The sequence below is a fragment of the Collinsella aerofaciens genome, assembly GCF_964283865.1.
Lineage (GTDB): Bacteria > Actinomycetota > Coriobacteriia > Coriobacteriales > Coriobacteriaceae > Collinsella.
Genome location: NZ_CAXYLS010000014.1, coordinates 24,247 through 40,352, shown reverse-complemented (window position 1 = coordinate 40,352; position 16,106 = coordinate 24,247). Strand labels below are relative to the sequence as shown.

General features: G+C 60.2%; 14 protein-coding genes. 5 read left to right on the top strand and 9 right to left on the bottom strand.

The features are described 5' to 3' along the window. Window positions 1–22 precede the first annotated feature (22 nt). Window positions 23–877, bottom strand: a complete 855-nt coding sequence (locus ACRX4W_RS07675; RefSeq protein ID WP_432299904.1) for a bifunctional 5,10-methylenetetrahydrofolate dehydrogenase/5,10-methenyltetrahydrofolate cyclohydrolase — start codon at window positions 875–877, stop codon at window positions 23–25. Between the two features lie 2 nt (window positions 878–879). Continuing rightward, the gene (locus ACRX4W_RS07670) at window positions 880–1,512 is read right to left on the bottom strand and encodes a cyclodeaminase/cyclohydrolase family protein (RefSeq protein ID WP_432299902.1); all 633 of its coding nucleotides are present in this window, start codon (window positions 1,510–1,512) and stop codon (window positions 880–882) included. A gap of 377 nt (window positions 1,513–1,889) precedes the next feature. Between ACRX4W_RS07670 and ACRX4W_RS07665 the strand changes: the two genes are divergently transcribed. From ACRX4W_RS07665 to ACRX4W_RS07655, 3 genes are all read left to right on the top strand, one after another. Then, window positions 1,890–2,486, top strand: a complete 597-nt coding sequence (locus tag ACRX4W_RS07665; RefSeq protein ID WP_432299900.1) for a hypothetical protein — start codon at window positions 1,890–1,892, stop codon at window positions 2,484–2,486. A 241-nt stretch (window positions 2,487–2,727) separates the two neighbouring features. Further along, window positions 2,728–3,321, top strand: coding sequence for a hypothetical protein (locus ACRX4W_RS07660; RefSeq protein ID WP_432299899.1), 594 nt, complete (start codon window positions 2,728–2,730; stop codon window positions 3,319–3,321). Between the two features lie 305 nt (window positions 3,322–3,626). Then, the gene (locus ACRX4W_RS07655; protein ID WP_432299897.1) at window positions 3,627–6,113 is read left to right on the top strand and encodes a phosphatidylinositol-specific phospholipase C; all 2,487 of its coding nucleotides are present in this window, start codon (window positions 3,627–3,629) and stop codon (window positions 6,111–6,113) included. Window positions 6,114–6,207: 94 nt separating this feature from the next. Here the strand turns inward: ACRX4W_RS07655 and ACRX4W_RS07650 are convergent, their stop codons facing one another. Beyond that, window positions 6,208–6,477, bottom strand: coding sequence for a hypothetical protein (locus tag ACRX4W_RS07650; RefSeq protein ID WP_138112918.1), 270 nt, complete (start codon window positions 6,475–6,477; stop codon window positions 6,208–6,210). Between the two features lie 167 nt (window positions 6,478–6,644). Between ACRX4W_RS07650 and ACRX4W_RS07645 the strand changes: the two genes are divergently transcribed. Beyond that, a complete protein-coding gene (locus tag ACRX4W_RS07645; protein ID WP_192923906.1) occupies window positions 6,645–7,694 on the top strand; it encodes a PDDEXK nuclease domain-containing protein in 1,050 nt (349 codons plus the stop codon). A 395-nt stretch (window positions 7,695–8,089) separates the two neighbouring features. On the opposite strand, the gene ACRX4W_RS07640 is transcribed toward ACRX4W_RS07645, so the two are convergent. Further along, a complete protein-coding gene (locus tag ACRX4W_RS07640) occupies window positions 8,090–9,427 on the bottom strand; it encodes a TFIIB-type zinc ribbon-containing protein (protein ID WP_432299895.1) in 1,338 nt (445 codons plus the stop codon). A gap of 218 nt (window positions 9,428–9,645) precedes the next feature. On the opposite strand from ACRX4W_RS07640, the gene ACRX4W_RS07635 reads away from it, so the two are divergent. Beyond that, complete coding sequence (locus ACRX4W_RS07635) at window positions 9,646–10,827, top strand: cation diffusion facilitator family transporter (protein ID WP_432299893.1); 1,182 nt, start codon at window positions 9,646–9,648, stop codon at window positions 10,825–10,827. 12 nt (window positions 10,828–10,839) lie between these two features. On the opposite strand, the gene ACRX4W_RS07630 is transcribed toward ACRX4W_RS07635, so the two are convergent. The 5 genes from ACRX4W_RS07630 to ruvC form a co-directional block, all read right to left on the bottom strand. After that, window positions 10,840–11,829 carry a hypothetical protein gene (locus ACRX4W_RS07630; protein WP_432299892.1) on the bottom strand — a complete coding sequence of 330 codons (990 nt, stop codon included), beginning with the start codon at window positions 11,827–11,829 and terminating at the stop codon, window positions 10,840–10,842. Between the two features lie 175 nt (window positions 11,830–12,004). Then, complete coding sequence (locus ACRX4W_RS07625) at window positions 12,005–13,672, bottom strand: formate--tetrahydrofolate ligase (RefSeq protein ID WP_432299891.1); 1,668 nt, start codon at window positions 13,670–13,672, stop codon at window positions 12,005–12,007. Window positions 13,673–13,816: 144 nt separating this feature from the next. Next, complete coding sequence (ruvB, locus tag ACRX4W_RS07620) at window positions 13,817–14,884, bottom strand: Holliday junction branch migration DNA helicase RuvB (protein ID WP_117639770.1); 1,068 nt, start codon at window positions 14,882–14,884, stop codon at window positions 13,817–13,819. Then, window positions 14,884–15,504 (bottom strand): Holliday junction branch migration protein RuvA, encoded by a 621-nt coding sequence (gene ruvA, locus ACRX4W_RS07615; protein WP_055250934.1) that lies wholly within the window; start codon window positions 15,502–15,504, stop codon window positions 14,884–14,886. The genes ruvB and ruvA overlap by 1 nt, the downstream gene beginning before the upstream one ends. Then, window positions 15,504–16,025 carry a crossover junction endodeoxyribonuclease RuvC gene (ruvC, locus tag ACRX4W_RS07610; RefSeq protein ID WP_035137351.1) on the bottom strand — a complete coding sequence of 174 codons (522 nt, stop codon included), beginning with the start codon at window positions 16,023–16,025 and terminating at the stop codon, window positions 15,504–15,506. The genes ruvA and ruvC overlap by 1 nt, the downstream gene beginning before the upstream one ends. Window positions 16,026–16,106: the final 81 nt, after the last annotated feature.

Sequence of the window (16,106 nt, the reverse complement as noted above, 5' to 3'; positions counted from 1 at the left end):
GGGCAAAAAATGCCAAAAACACCTAGTTCGACGCGCGCTCTGCCGCCTCGATCAAGTGTTTGGCGAGGATCGCCGTCGTCACGGCGCCCACGCCGCCCGGCACGGGCGTGATGGCGTTAACGACCGGCTCCGCGGCATCAAAATCGACGTCCCCGACCAGCTTGCCAGCGGCCTCGTCCCAATTAATGCCGACATCGATGATCGTCTGGTCCTCGCGAACGGCATCCACGCCAATCGTACGCGCGCGTCCAACGGCCGCAACCACAATGTCGGCAGCACGGCACTCGGCAGCAAGGTCGCGCGTATGCGTATGGCACGTCGTCACGGTCGCATTGCGCGCCGTAAGCATGGCGGCAACAGGACGCCCGATCACCAGCGAGCGCCCGACCACAGCAACCTTAGCTCCATCCAGCTCAACGCCGTAATGATCCAGCAAAGCAAGCACGGCTTCGGCTGTGCAGGGGGCAAAACCCTCGCCGCGCCCCGAAAGCGTGGTGAGCAGCGAAGCCGGCGTCATAGAGTCAACGTCCTTGGCAGGATCGAGCGCTGCGGCAACCGCGTCCTCGTCAAGGCCGGCGGGCAGCGGGCGGAACATCAGGCAGCCATGAACAGACGAATCGGTATTGATGTCCTCGATGGCCGTCAACAGCTCGTCCTGCGAAACATCGGCAGAAAGCAAAACGCGGCGAGCTTCAATGCCAACCTTCTCGCAGCGTTTGAGGGCACCGCGCTCGTAGGATAGGTCGTCCTCGCGTTCACCCACACGCACGATAACCAACGTCGGAACAACGCCTCGCTCGCGCAGGGCTGCGCAGCGAGCAGCAAGTTCCTCAGTCAGCGCGCGGGCGACGGGAGCACCCTTCAGCAGTTCAGCCATGGCTATCCCCTCTTCCTTGCAGCGTCGGCGGCGCGGCGCACCAGCGCATCGGCGCGCGGCAACCACGTGTCGAGCAACTCATCACACGCCGTCTCGAGCTCCTCGGCACGAGCGCGATCCTTCATAGACGTGGTGTTCGCAAAGAGCGTCAAGCTCGCGCCCTGCATAGCGGAACGGCAGAACACGGCGCCGCACGCCACATCGGACAGCAGCTGACGCGAACCCTTGTCGGCCATGTCCTCGAGCAGCGCCAGTGCACGCCCGCAGGCATCCATAATGCGATACGGCGGCATAGCGGCCACATGCAGCGCATCCTGAATCGCGGTCGCTCGAGCCGGATCGCCACGCGGAATACCGTACGCCGCGGACACCTGCCCATATGCACGAACGTCCTCGGCAACCAACTCGACAAGCTCCTGGGCCAGCTCATCAGCCTGGGCAAACGCGCGCGTCAGGTCATCCGCACGATCGGCAAGCGCGGGGTTGGTCGCACCGTAACGGGCAACCATTCCGCACAGCGAGGCGCCCAGCGCGCCCACAAAGGCGCTCGCGCTGCCACCGCCGGGAACCGGCTCGCGCGCGGCCAGCGCCTCGGCAAACCCGCGGCAGGTCTTGTCCATCATCTCTTGGCTCATGCACATGCACCTTCAAGTCATATACATCGGTCGGGTGGCAATCGCCGACCGACCGCATCGATCACATAATGGTACTAAGTCTAGCCCATAAGTACTCGAGCGTCAGCGCACCTGGCCATCGCGGATTTCTATGGCACACGATAGGCGGCAGCGACACAAACATGGGACACATGGCCCACCTTTCGAGACTCCCGGGCAGCACAAGCTGGGGCATATCTATAAGCAAGGAACCCGTTGGGGCACGGCCGGGCAACGGCCACAAGCAATGAACGGAGGCATAAGCCGCACAGCACGCAGAGACATCCGCCGCCAGCGCAATCAGTACCCCAACAGCATGCGGCGTCGTGATGTCATCGGCAGACAAGGAGGACGCCACCATGAAGAAAAAGACCCTATCGATTCTTTCCCTTTGCATCGCCCTCTTTGCCGCATTTGCCCTTGTCGGCTGCGGCGGGAGCGCATCGGGCGGCGGCAGTGCCCCCAAGAGCGAGAGCAAGGAAAAGGCCCCCGTCGCCAAGAAGACCGACTTTATCTGGTTTAAGGTCGAGATGCCCGAGGGCGTCGGCGTAAGCGACTCCGCCGGCAAGAATGCCGACAGGGTTCAGCTCACCTTCCCCGAAGACGAGAACACCACGGTTGACCGCTTCATACCTGTTTGGGAAGAGAAGATGACGGCAGAAGAGGCTCTTGCCGATGAAGGTCGAAAGAGCAGCATGTTCCAGTGGGAAGTTGGCGACCCCGTCGAGTACAACGGCAGGACATGGCTCACCGGAACGTGCAAGGACAACCGCGGCACCCATACCTATCTCTTTACCGACGTTGAGCCGGGAAGCGTCTACGTCCTCATCTCGAACTTCGACCAGCACAAGAAAGAAGCCGAGGCACTCCTCAACTCCATCGAGTTCCCCGATGACATGGAAGAGGCAGTTTCCGAGGCACGCGAAGTCGAGATTTCGAGCATCGAGATCAAGTAACGGGACACCCGCACGCGCCTACGCGCACCCGCGCACATGCGCCCCATTAAAACAACGGGCGCCCAACCCGGGGAGGGCCGACAGCACCAGCCCTCCCCTCTTTTGCGCCCGAACATATTGCCACTTAACGGCGCAAATCCGGCCCTCAGAATGGGACACATGGCCCACCCTAGCGAGCCGTCCACGCGTACAGTAAAGACAGGTAATCCATGGGCGGTTACAGATCGAGGAGGACACGACCATGAAAAAGAAGGCCTTTGCGATTCTCACCCTCTGCATCAGTCTCTTTGCCGCAGTTGCCCTGGTGGGCTGCGGTGGCAGCGGCGACGCTACCGGAAGTGGCGGTGGCGGCGGGGCAGAAAAGCCAGCCGTGGATATGAGGACCGACTTCATTTGGTTTAAGGTCGAGGTTCCCGAGGGCGTCGAGATTACCGACGTTGCCGGCGACACCGCCGACAGGGCCCAGTTTAAGTTCACCGAGAGCGAGCACGCCAGCGATCGCTTCATCCCCGTCTTCGATCCTGACAAGAACGCCGACGAGCTGTTCGACTACGAGGCAAAGTGGAATGCCAACTTTGAGTGGACCGAGAATGACCCCGTCAAGTACAACGGCAAGACTTGGCGCAACGCTTCCTATACACACTCGGGCGGCGTAACGACCGAATACTTCACCGACGTTGACGGCGGCAGTGTGTATGTGCGTATCGACAACGTCGAGGAGCACAAGGACGCCGTCGAGACCATGATGAAGTCTCTGGAATTTGCCGACGACATCGCCGAGGCCAAGACCGAGGCCATGGACGTCAAGCTCGACGATATCGAGATCAAGCGCTAAGCGACTGGCGAGCGCAACGGGAAACACGGTCGCAGTGCAAACAAGCGACGGTACCCCAGCGCTTCGTACCCAGGGAGGGCCGGTAAACCGACCCTCCCTTTCTTATGCCTGTAGCCGACGAACGCGAGGATGCCGGACGCCGGAACCGCCCCAAATGTGGCAACAGTACGAAAACGACAAACACCCCAACACGTCCGCCCACCGATTTATTGCGCCGCGCAGACAATTAAACCAGCATCTTTAAACATCTGGGCAGTATAGTGACCAAAACTATCGCATAACCGCACTCTGCGAATGGAGAAGTTATGACCGAACACCATGCCATCAGCCGCCGAGCGTTTACGCTGGGCCTAGGGCTTGCGGCGTTGTCACCACTTGCAAGCCTGCCCGAAACCGCAGCGCCGGGCATTCCCCTGCGAGCGGCATTTGCAGACAACACACCCGCACCGTCGGACAGCCTCGACAATTTCGTCATTCGCCTTCGCCCCGCGGGCTATTTTCGCACCGCGAGCGTCAACCAAGACGGCAACGTTCGCGGCAACGTCTGCCACCTGTTTAACGACGGCACGTCCAGCAAGCTCATCCTTGAGAACGTAACGACCAAGAATGACGATACAAACTGGTATGCTATCCGCACCTTGCTCAATTTCGAAGAGCATAAAAAGACGGGCTACAGCATTTGGTCGGTCGACGACGACTCTGACAAAGATGGAAAGGTCATCCACGTATGGGGCGGCGAGTATGACAACAAGCCCAGCCGCGCTTTTGCGTTCGAGCGTCAATCAAACGGAACCTATATCATCCGAGACCGCACGGTCGAGAAAGAAACCGAGAAAAAAGACATTAAGTACCTGGCAATAGAATCGAACGGCGAAGACCAGGACAACAATAAGATCTGCCATAAGAGTAAGAGCATTCCGTGGGAGCTCGAACTTATCGGTTACGACATGAAAAAGAACGATGCCACGGTTAGCAGCCTCGACTGGATCACGTACAGCAGCTACGTCGACGGACCATGTTGGATGAAATACGTCGACGACAACAAGTTCCTCGACGAGCTGAGCATCCCGGGTACGCACGATTCGGGCACCTGCAGCGTGGACAACGACACTGAGCCCCAATCCTCGCAAGTAAAATGCCAGCAGGATTACATTCCCACGCAGTTGCTCGAAGGCATTCGCTATTTTGATATCCGGCTCGGAAAGGGCGATGACCCCGGCATCGACCACGGGATTTTCTACCTACTCAAAAAAGACGGGAACTATCTGCATCTCTCCGATGTCATCGGGTACTTCAAAACGTTTTTGAACGAAAACCCGTCAGAAGCGCTCATCATGCTCGCATCGCGCGGCAACGATGAGGCTACCGACGAAAGCATAACGACGGCCTTCGCCAAGGTTATGGCCGATAACCCCAACCTGTTCTACACGTCGAGCCACGTCCCCGCGCTGGGCGAGGTGCGCGGAAAGATCGTCCTGCTGCGTCGATTTGGGCTCGCCGGCAACAGCGTAAGCGGCCACACGTGGGGCCTCGACCTCACCCAATGGGATGACAAGATCAAGGCGCATTCCGGGCAGTCGATGTGTCTCGTCCAAGACGCGCGGGGATTTGAAGCCATAGGGGAAACGGGCAATGAAGAGCCCTATTGCACCAAGGTATATGCCCAGGACAAGTACAAACTCACGGGAACCGACAAGCTCAGCTGGGTCGATAATGCGCTGAAGGAAACGACCGGGCGCACGTGCAACAAGGTGGACGTCGTGGACGATGCCGGAGCCGAGGTGCAAGTCCAGGAGCGTTGCTGGTCTATCAACTACACCAGCTGCACGGGCTTGTCGCACGGAGGCAATCCTTTTACCTCGGCACGAGTAGTCAACGAGCATCTGTACAAGAGCCCGTACATCAATCCCAGCGGCACCGAGGATACAAAGTCAGATTACCTCAAGCACATTGGCATCATCGCATCCGACTTTGTTGATGCGGCGCTGGCCCGGAGCATCTACCAGCGCAATTACAATTACGATACGAAGCACACGCAGTCGGCTTCGTGCTGCCTCCCGACCCGCATGCGCATGACGTACGGCGACTCGCTGAGCGATGCCTCGCTCCAGGATGGCAAGACCGTTGGCGAGGGCCATTTCCGCCTTGTCGACAGCAGCAACGTACTCAACGTGGCGGCTTCGGGCCATGCGTTTACCATCGAATACGTGGATGTCGACGCCTTGGGCAACGAGACCGTTACGGGGCTGCAGGGATCCGTGCCCATCGATATCGATCCGCGCGCACTGACACCCCACTTTGAGGGGCTCGAAGGCCTTAAGGCCGGCGAGGATGTGCGCACAAAGGTCGCGGCGCTGCTCGAGGGCAAACTCGAAAACGATGCCTGCACGGCTCAGCTCGAGTTTGTGCACGACGCGGACGGCGCTCCGGGCACGGCAATGGTCGAGGGCGAGGCATTTACCGCGGGAACGTACTGGGTGCACGCGAACGGTCTTTTGGGCGACGCGGCGCAAAACTACAAGCTTGCTAATGACGGAGCCGCGAGCTTTACCGTAGCGGCCTCGAGCAGTGCAGGCGGCACCGGCACCGACGGTGGCACGGGTTCCAACGCAGGCAGCGCTGATAAGAACGGTAAGGGCAACAAGGGCAAGAACTCGGGCGGAAAACTCGCCGACACGGGCGACGGCTCCGGCATTGCCGCCGGGCTCGCTGCCGCCGCCGTAGCGACAACGGTCGCCGGCGCGGCAATGCTTGCCAACGACCGCGAAAACGCTGGGGACGGTAGCGAATAGGCAAGCCGGCCTTTTAGACACATCGACTCAATGGGGGGCGCAGGACACCGTTCTGTGCCCCCGATTTTTACCTTGGCCCAAACGCCGCCATAGGCTACATCACCATGTTCAGCGCGTTAACAAACTCCTGGGCCTTCGCACGGCTGCTCAGGCTAAAAACACAAGCAGTCAACAGCCTGTTACGCAGAAAAACATCGCGGCCCTTGATCCTGTTGACCCCCGTAATGTCCTTAAGATAGACAATCTCGGTGTGCTTGCCACCAAAAGTGCCCTTCTTGAGCACCTCAATACGGTTGGGGTAGATCTTGACGTCTTTATACCTACCCGAACCTTTGTCCTGGAATAGCAGCGTGTTATTGTCCATACGCGTCACTCCCGTGGGATTCGCTAAAACTGCCTCTATGGTCACATTTTAGTCACCGCAAGGCCCCATGCGAAGATGTCAGACAGCACAGCAATTCGTGTCCGCGCGAGGCTTTAAACTAAATGCGATAAAGACGCATTCCACAAAAGGAAAGTGGGGCGACAGTGATGGGCGAACTGGTAAACCGTGGAGAATCGGCAATCGTGCCCGAAGGTTTTTACAAGCAGGTCTCCTCGATTCTCAACGCCGCTCGCGACAAGGCCTATACCGCCGTTAACTTTGCGATGGTTGAGGCATATTGGGAGATCGGCAAGAGTATTGTTGATGAACAGGGCGGAGAGGGGCGCGCCAAGTATGGAGAGGCGCTGCTCAAGGCCCTCGCAATCAGACTTACCAAGGATTTTGGTAAAAGTTTTGAAGCAAGAGAGCTGCGCAAAATGCGTCAGTTCTATCTTGCATTTCCAATTCGGGACTCACTGCGTCCCGAATTGAGCTGGACACATTACCGCAGGTTAATACGCATTCCTGACCCCGAAGCTCGCACCTGGTACATGAACGAATGCGCCGATTCTCGCTGGAGCACGCGTCAGCTCGAACGCCAGATCAACACCATGTTCCGCGAGCGCCTACTTGCCAGCAAGGACAAAGAGGCCGTCACCCAGGAAATCCAAGAGAGCGCCCCGGCTCGTCGCCCCGAGGATATCATCCGCGACCCATATGTACTGGAGTTTTTAGGTTTCTCGGACGATGCTACGTTTCGCGAGAGCGATCTAGAGCAGGCGCTCATCACGCATCTTCAGAAGTTCCTGCTGGAGCTTGGCCGTGGCTTCGCTTTCGAGGCGCGCCAAAAGCGCATCACCTTTGATGGACGCCATTTCTATATTGACCTTGTTTTTTACAACTATCTGATGCGCTGCTTCGTGCTCATCGACCTTAAGACCGATGACCTTACGCATCAGGACCTGGGCCAGATGCAAATGTATGTGAACTACTACACGCGTGAGCTCATGAACGAAGGCGACAATCCGCCCATAGGCATCGTGCTCTGCGCGGACAAAAGCGATTCGATCGTCGAGTACACGCTGCCCGAAGACAACGACCAAGTGTTTACCGCCAAATACCTGCCGTATCTTCCAAGCAAGGAAGAGCTGGCGCGCGAGCTGAGTGCCGAGTACCGCGCCATCAACGAAGCGACTAATGGCGAAACGCAAGGGTAGCAGCACGTTGCGACCGAAACCACCGCAGCCGTCGCAGGCGCACCCGCGGTTGAGGCGCACGCTACGAAACAATACCGGTCATGGACGCCGGCAACGACATTCTAGCCGTGGCTGGCGAGCGTGACCTGACAGGCAAAAACGCGACCTTCGTCTGATGTGGGCCCATTGGCTGCCACAGAAAAGGGCCGGTTGCAGCCGGCCCTTAAGACACTTGCGTCTGCGTTGCCCGCGCTTCCGAAGTGTGACTAACTGAGGAGCGGGTTCCGCGGCACAACCTGATTTTGCCCAGCGAGGCGGCTCTTTTGCAGCCGCTCCACCGTTTATTTACATCTACCCCCTGCCAAACTACCGGACGGCAGCCCGCATGCCTGCGAGCCGTCCCATGCTGCGCTTCCCTACTTCCCAAATAGCGCACCCAGCAGACCGCGGCGTTTGGGCTTTTCCTCTCGGTAGCAACCCTCGGCTGCTGCTGCCACCTGCCGCGGCTGCTCGCCACCTCCGCGGCGTACAATCTGGTATAGGAACGGCGACTTAACGTATTTGACCTCGATGGGCGTGGCGTGCACGGTGCTCTCGCCGGACAGATGAAGGCTCAGGTTGAGCGGCGCCACGATATGCGTCTCGCGCTTGTCGCTAAACACCACCGCGGCCGCGCGGCCCGTCTGGCCGTTCACGGCGATGCGCACCTGCTCGCCGTCGCGGCTGTCCGTTGCCGGACGGTCGACAAAGTAAACCGGCACCATCACCAGACCGTCCTTATGCTTGCGAGCCTTGCGCGCCCAGGTGCGGATGCTCTTTTTATTGAGCCCCAGTACAACCTCGGCGTCGTTGCCCGCAACGTCGAGCGCCAGCTTATCAATGACCACCTGGTCCTTGGCAGACGCATCGACGGAGACGACGCGAAAGTCACCTTCCTGCATGGCAGGGTCAAACGGCCCAACCTTGGCATAGTCCCACGGCTCCAAAATGCCCATGAGACGAACGTCCAGGTAGTTTGCCCTGGGGTATGCCCAGTCGAGCACCTCGTAGTACACCAGGGTCTCCTTGCTCAGGCCCTTGCCCGGGAAGCTCGCCATCATACGCAGGTCCGCCAGCGCCATGGGGAAATAGAAGAGCATCATGTCGTTTTGGATCGCGTCTTCCACGTCGTGCCCGGCAAAGGCATCCGGGTACTGGCGCACCAGCTGCAGCGCGTTGGCACGTGCCTGCTGCGGCGAGATTTCGCAGGGAATACCCTGCTCCGGCACATACTCCGCACCCACACCCATGGTCAGACGTTTGCTAAACGTACCGGGCTTGAGCAGGTCGGCAATGCCGATCTTGTTGCCGCAGGACGGGCACTCAAACACACGCTGCGTTGACTCGCCCTCAAAGGACGCTCCGCAGAAGGGGCAAGGAATGCTCACATACGTGGCCTCTTGGAACTCCTGCGCCGTGCCGCGATCCTCCCACAGCAGATGTTCCAGGACCGACTGATTGCGCCAGTGCGAATTGAAGAAATACCAGTCCGGGTCCTCCGGGCGCTCGAGTTGCGACACATGCGTGAGCTTGAGCAGTCCATCCACCACCGTCAACGGCGTATGGCGAATGCCCAAAGCGCTCTTGGGCTCTCCGGCGTCCGCCTGCCACGGAATGACCGCGCCGCAATAGGCGCACTCAAAGCTGCGCTTAGCCTGGTGCGAGTACATAGGGCCGCCGCAGTTTTGACATTTAATGGCAAACATCTCGTCCATGGAAACGTCCTCCTTTGCACAGGGGCTATCGACGTTAAGTATGTCGAGCAAACAGGCACATGCCCATACCCATGTGGCCCAAAATGGACCACCCAGGCAGACGAGAAGGCTCGCTCGTTAGCACCGGCAGACCATTACTGCATTTTCTGAGCATCGGTGCACAGCGCCTCCGCGCGAGCTACACTATCCCCTTAAACATGATTGTGAGGACGACCGCTATGCTATTTGTAAATCGGCTGGTACATACGCTTGTTCCCGGCAGCGAGGGCGAGCCGGTCGATACCTCCTGCCGCACCAACGCGGGCTTCGCCGCAAGCCTCATCTGCATTGGCCTCAACATCACTCTGTGCCTGGCCAAGGGCATCGCGGGCCTGCTCGCCGGCTCTGTCTCGCTCATCGCCGACGCCTTCAACAACCTCTCCGACGCCTCGAGCAACATCGTGAGCCTGCTCGGGTTCCGCCTTGCCAGCCGCCCGGCAGACGAAGGCCACCCCTATGGCCACGGTCGCTACGAGTACCTAGCCGGTCTGTTCGTCGCCGTCCTGGTTTGCGCCGTCGGCATCAACCTGATCCTCGAGTCGGTCACTAAGATCATCAAGCCTTCCCCCACTGCATATTCGGTGCTCTCCTTAGCCGCCCTCGTCTTGTCCATGCTCGTTAAGCTCTGGATGGCCGCGTTCAACCGCACGTTGGGCGACCGCATCGACTCGGAGACGCTCATCGCCACAGCACAGGACTCCAAAAACGACGTCATCACCTCGGGATCGGTCCTGGCCGCAGCGCTTATTTCGCAGACGACCGGCTTTGGCCTCGACGGCTGGGCGGGCCTGGGCGTGGGCGTCTTCATCTGCATCAGTGGCATGGGCCTGGTGCGCGACGCCATCAGCCCGTTGCTGGGGCAAGCGCCCGATCCCAAGCTCGTCCAGGCAATCCGCGACAAGATCATGTCCTATCCGCAGGTCTTGGGCACACACGACCTGATGGTGCACGACTACGGCCCCGGTCGTCAGTTTGCCAGCGCCCACGTGGAGATGCCCGGCGAGGGCGACGCGTTTGAACATCACGAGATCCTGGACACCATCGAGCACGACATCAAGCGCCAGATGGGCATTGACATCACGCTGCACTGCGACCCCATCGCGACAACCGGCGATGATTTGCGCGGCTGGGTCAAGCGCGGCATCATGCAGATCGACCCCGCACTCTCCATCCACGACCTGCACGAGCACGACGGGTTCGTTTCGTTTGACCTGGTGCGTCCCGACGGCTTTAATATATCCGACGAGGAGCTGCTGGAGCTCGTCACGCGCATCGTGCACGAGCGCCGGCCCAACGTCTCGTGCGTCGTCACATTTGATTCGGGCTTCAGCTCGCCCGAGCGTCCGGCCGAGCAGCTGTAGCCCGCTTAACAGCTAGTTTCCCTGCGCGCCCGAGATGCCGTTTTGTAGGGCGTTCCAGGCATCCGTCGCCATGTCGCCCAAGTTCTGAGCGGTGTCGCCCAGGTTCTGAGCCGTATCACCCAGCTCTTGGGCCTTATCCCCAAGCTCCTGTGCCTTGTTGCTCAAGTCCTCCAGCGTATTGGAGCTCGAGCTGTCGGTACCGCTTTGGCCGTCGGACGAGTTGCCCGAGCTGTTCTTGTGCGTGAGCTGAATTTCGAGGTTGCCGCTGTCGTTATAGTAAGCAGAAGTAACGACCCAGTTGGCATCGACGACGGGCGTTGAGCCATCATCAGTCAGGACCACGGCATTCGAAAGATCGGCGCCGCGCGACTTGAGGAGCTTCTTGGCGTTGGACCAGTACTGCCCCGGGATATCGCTCAGATCGACGGTGCTAGACGAGGCGGACTCGGTTTGCTCGGCAGTAGTATCGGCCGTTGAACTCCCTCGCTTGTTGAGCATGCCCGACACAATGGCAAACACAACCGACAGCGCAAAGAAGATCGCCAGCACGATGAGAATCTTCTTGATCACGCTCGACGAACGCGACAGCTTCTTCTCCTCGTCCTCGCCATATTGCGGAATCGACTTGGGGTACTCGCGATACGGCTCGCGTGACTCGTAGCGAGGCTGCGCCGTGCGAGGCATATACGTCGTCTGCTGAGGCTGCGGAATGGGATTCTGCGGCAGGTCATCATAGGGATTCGGCGTCGAGGCAGCATAAGAATCCTGCGGCGCGTAATCAAACGGATCCGGAGCTGCGTTGCCATAGGGGCCTTGCGAAGATGCAGCGTAAGAATCCTGCGCCGAGTCGCCATAGCCCATAACCCGGGTGGGCTCGGCAGAAGGCTGCGTCGCGGCGGGGTCGGTATAACCGGGGTTGGGAACAACGCGGGTCGCATCGGCGCTATCGCCAGCCTGCGCGGAACCGTAGCCACCCATTACGGTCGTCTTATCCTGGTCCATGCAACGATTCCTTTCCGTCGCCGTAAGCATCAAGTTATGCATGCATTCTACCCGCGCAAAAGCCTATGATGGGCAGAGCCCGTCGGTATCTACAAGACAAGCGCGGCTAGAAAACAAAAGCCCCGCCATGCCTTGTGAGCACGGCGGGGCGGGCAAGCAGCTATGAGCAGCGAGCTTAGAACAGGCCGGTGATGTTGCCGTCGTTGTCGACGTCAATGTTCTCGGCCGCGGGAACCTTGGGTAGACCCGGCATAGTCAGGACGCTGCCGGTCAGCGCGACCACAAAGTGGGCACCGGCGGAAACCTTGAGCTCGCGCACGGTGATGCGGAAGCCCTCAGGAGCGCCCAGCGCCTTGGCATTGTCGCTAAAGCTGTACTGCGTCTTGGCCACGCATACCGGCAGGTTGCCAAAGCCGTTCTCGCGCAGCTCGGCGAGCTGACGCTTGGCAGCCGGCGTAAAGTCGACGCCATCGGCGCGATAGACCTTGGTGGCAACAGCCTCCAGGGCGTCGGCCACATCGGCACCGTCCTCGTAGGCAAACTTGAGCTCACTCGGCTGCTCAATCAGACGCATGACCTCATCGGCCAGCTCGAGCGCGCCCTCGCCGCCCTTGGCCCAGACCTCGGAAAGCTTAACGTTGACGCCGAGCTTCTGGCACTCGGACTCGATGAGCTCGAGCTCGGCCTCGGTGTCCGTCGGGAAGCGGTTGATGGCGACCACACAAGGCAGACCGTAGACATTCTGGATGTTATCGACGTGACGCAGCAGGTTGGGCATGCCGGCTTTGAGGGCCTCGAGGTTCTCCTCGTTGAGGTCGACCTTGGCGACACCGCCGTTGTACTTCAGCGCACGAGCGGTCGCGACGACCACGACGGCGCTGGGGCGAACGCCCGTCATGCGGCACTTAATGTCGAGGAACTTCTCGGCACCCAGATCGGCACCGAAGCCGGCCTCGGTAATGGCGACATCGCCAAAGCGCATCGCCATACGCGTGGCCATGATAGAGTTGCAGCCGTGGGCAATGTTGGCGAAGGGACCGCCGTGGACAAACGCGGGCGTGCCCTCGAGCGTTTGCACCAGGTTGGGCTTGAGCGCGTCCTTAAGCAACGCGGCCATGGCACCCTGGGCCTTAAGGTCGCGGGCACGGACGGGCTCGCCGGCAAAGCTGTAGCCGACGACGATCTCACCCAAGCGTTCCTTGAGGTCGCTGATGCTCGTAGACAGACACAGGATTGCCATGACCTCGGAGGCGACGGTGATATCGAAGCCGTCCTCGCGCGGCACGCCCTGGGCCTTGCCGCCAATGCCGTCGATGACGTGGCGGAGCTGACGGTCGTTCATATCGACGACGCGCTTCCAAGTGATGCGCTTAACGTCAATACCGAGCTGATTGCCCTGCTGAATATGGTTGTCGAGCATGGCGGCCAGCAGGTTGTTGGCAGCACCGATAGCATGGAAGTCGCCGGTAAAGTGCAGGTTGATGTCCTCCATGGGGATGACCTGGGCCCAACCGCCACCGGCGGCACCGCCCTTCACGCCAAACACGGGACCGAGCGAAGGCTCGCGCAGGGCCACGGCGCTCTTGACGCCGCGACGACGCAGGCCATCGGCCAGACCGATGGTCGTGGTGGTCTTGCCCTCGCCCGCAGGCGTTGGGTTGATAGCGGTCACGAGGACGAGCTTGGCCTGGTGATCGGTCGGCTCGTTGAGCAGTGAATAGTCGACCTTAGCCTTGTCGAAGCCGTACGGAATAAGGTGCTTAACGTCGACGCCGGCGTTCTTGGCCACCTCGGTAATAGGCAGCGGCGTGACAGAACGTGCGATTTCGATGTCAGTAGGCATGGGCGGTCCTTTCGTTACCGAATGAGAAAAAGACCAATTCAGCATAGCACGGGCGCGCAATAGTAAAACGCCCATAACCGATGAACGGCGATATGTTTACCCGATGCCCGGCGATAGCCCAACAGCCCGCCAAAACAAAGCGCCCTAAACGGTAGGTTCAATCCCCAGGTGCTCAAAGGTGCGCAGGGTTGCCTGACGGCCCTGCGGCGTACGAATCATCAACCCGCACTGCAGCAAATAGGGCTCATAGACATCCTCGAGCGTGCCCGGGTCCTCGCCCACCGCGCTGGCAAGGGTCGTAAGTCCCACGGCACGACCGGAGAACGTCTTGGCAAGCGTCTCCAAGATACGAATATCCATCCAGTCCAGGCCGAGCTCGTCGATCTCGAAGAACTCGAGCGCCTGGCGACAGATATCGAGCTCGATGGGACCGTTGCCGCGCACCTGTGCGTAATCGCGCACGCGCTTGAGCAGGCGGTTGGCAAGACGCGGCGTGCCGCGCGAACGCGAGCCGATCTCAAGTGCACTGGGATGGTCGATCGCCACGCCCAGAATAGTTGCCGAGCGCGTCACAATCTGCGCGAGCTCTTCGACCGTGTAGTAATCCAGGCGATATGAAATGCCAAAGCGGTCGCGCAACGGGCCGGTCAACATGCCTGAGCGGGTCGTTGCTGCTACCAGCGTAAACTTGGGGATATCCAGGCGAATCGAGCGCGCCGCCGGACCCTTGCCAATCACGATATCGAGGGCAAAGTCCTCCATCGCGGGGTACAGGACTTCCTCGACCGAACGGTTGAGGCGGTGGATCTCGTCGATAAACAGCACATCACCCGGCTGCAAGTTGGTAAGGATGGCCGCCAGGTCGCCCGTACGCGCGATGGCCGGGCCACTCGTCGTTTTTATCTGAGCGCCCAACTCGTTGGCGATTACGGTGGCCAGCGTGGTCTTGCCCAGGCCCGGAGGACCCGAGAAGATCACGTGGTCGAGCGTCTCCCCACGGCTCTGCGCCGCTTCGATCAACACGCGCAGGCTCTGCTTGATATGCTCCTGGCCGCAGTAATCGTCCAGGCGCTGGGGGCGCAAAGTGCGATCGACATCGAGGTCCTCGGCCGTCAGCTCCGAGCCCACCATGCGCTCGCCGTGCGCCATGGATGCCGCCGGCGAGTTGCCGGGCGTCGCCCACAGGTCCTGAGAGTCATCGGCTTCCCACATCACGCATCCATTCCGAGTCGCTTAAGCGCCGCGCCGAGCAAATCCTCGACACGCATATCCTGCCCATCATACCCGCTCAGAGCGACATCGGTCTCCTGCGGGCTAAAGCCCATGGAAAGGAGTGCCGCACGGGCGTCATCGATCGCCGAAGGAGCGGCGGCGGGCACGGGCATCGCAACCTGACCGGGGATCGCATCGACCGGCACAAAGCCCTTGTCCTTGGCAAAGGTGCTCTTGAGCTCCAAGATGAGGCGCTGGGCGGTCTTTTTGCCCACGCCGGGCACCTTGGCCATGCCCTTGTCGTCCTCGGCCATCACCAGGGAATACAGCTGTCCCACGGTATAGGTGGAAAGTACGGCGAGCGCCAAGCGCGGGCCAACGCCCGAGACGGACACAAGCCGGTCGAACATCGTGCGCTCATCCTTAGAGGAAAAACCGAAAAGTGTCATAGCGTCCTCGCGCACCTGCATACGGGTATAGAGGCGCACCTCACCGCCGGGCGTAGGCAGCGTGGCCGCAGTGCCGCCAGAAATGCCGAGTTCAAAGCCAACGCCCGACACGTCGACGACAGCAGAGCTCATCGTGGCCTCGACAAGCGTTCCGTGGAGCTGGGAAATCATCAGTATCCGGTTCCTCTCTGTTGATAGAACTCGCCACCGGTGAGGGCGCGGGTGCGGCTGAGGTTTACGTGGCAGATGGCGCAAGCCAGGGCATCGGCGGCATGGTCGGGATGAGGGTCGTGGTCGAGCTGCGTGAGCGTGCGCACCATGTAGGCGACCTGCCGCTTGTCCGCGGCGCCGGTACCCACCACAGCCTGCTTGATCTGCATAGGCGTGTACTCGCCGATCTCGAGCGCGCACTCCGAAAGCGCCACGAGCGCGGCACCGCGGGCATGTGCCGTGGGGATTGCCGAGCGGACATTAGCGCCAAAGTAGATGCTCTCGATAGCAGCAGTATCGGGTCGATAACGCTCCACGACGCCCTTGAGGTCGCGGGCGATATGCGACAGGCGCACCGCGAGCGGACTACCCGCGCTGGTCTCGATACAACCGTAGGCACGGCAGCGAACCTCGCCGCGCCGCTCCTCGATAATCCCCCAACCCGTATGGGCCAAACCGGGGTCGATACCCAAAATGACCAAGCCAACCTCCCCTCGTCACAAGTACAGCACAAGGCAAGGCCCCGAGCATCATTCACGAACGTCTGTTCTAGAATAACACAA

Bases quoted from the DNA above. Each gene is read 5' to 3' on its own strand.
- ACRX4W_RS07675 (WP_432299904.1), bottom strand. From the start codon at position 877: ATGGCTGAACTGCTGAAGGGTGCTCCCGTCGCCCGCGCGCTGACTGAG.
- ACRX4W_RS07670 (WP_432299902.1), bottom strand. From the start codon at position 1,512: ATGAGCCAAGAGATGATGGACAAGACCTGCCGCGGGTTTGCCGAGGCG.
- ACRX4W_RS07665 (WP_432299900.1), top strand. From the start codon at position 1,890: ATGAAGAAAAAGACCCTATCGATTCTTTCCCTTTGCATCGCCCTCTTT.
- ACRX4W_RS07660 (WP_432299899.1), top strand. From the start codon at position 2,728: ATGAAAAAGAAGGCCTTTGCGATTCTCACCCTCTGCATCAGTCTCTTT.
- ACRX4W_RS07655 (WP_432299897.1), top strand. From the start codon at position 3,627: ATGACCGAACACCATGCCATCAGCCGCCGAGCGTTTACGCTGGGCCTA.
- ACRX4W_RS07650 (WP_138112918.1), bottom strand. From the start codon at position 6,477: ATGGACAATAACACGCTGCTATTCCAGGACAAAGGTTCGGGTAGGTAT.
- ACRX4W_RS07645 (WP_192923906.1), top strand. From the start codon at position 6,645: ATGGGCGAACTGGTAAACCGTGGAGAATCGGCAATCGTGCCCGAAGGT.
- ACRX4W_RS07640 (WP_432299895.1), bottom strand. From the start codon at position 9,427: ATGGACGAGATGTTTGCCATTAAATGTCAAAACTGCGGCGGCCCTATG.
- ACRX4W_RS07635 (WP_432299893.1), top strand. From the start codon at position 9,646: ATGCTATTTGTAAATCGGCTGGTACATACGCTTGTTCCCGGCAGCGAG.
- ACRX4W_RS07630 (WP_432299892.1), bottom strand. From the start codon at position 11,829: ATGGACCAGGATAAGACGACCGTAATGGGTGGCTACGGTTCCGCGCAG.
- ACRX4W_RS07625 (WP_432299891.1), bottom strand. From the start codon at position 13,672: ATGCCTACTGACATCGAAATCGCACGTTCTGTCACGCCGCTGCCTATT.
- ruvB (WP_117639770.1), bottom strand. From the start codon at position 14,884: ATGTGGGAAGCCGATGACTCTCAGGACCTGTGGGCGACGCCCGGCAAC.
- ruvA (WP_055250934.1), bottom strand. From the start codon at position 15,504: ATGATTTCCCAGCTCCACGGAACGCTTGTCGAGGCCACGATGAGCTCT.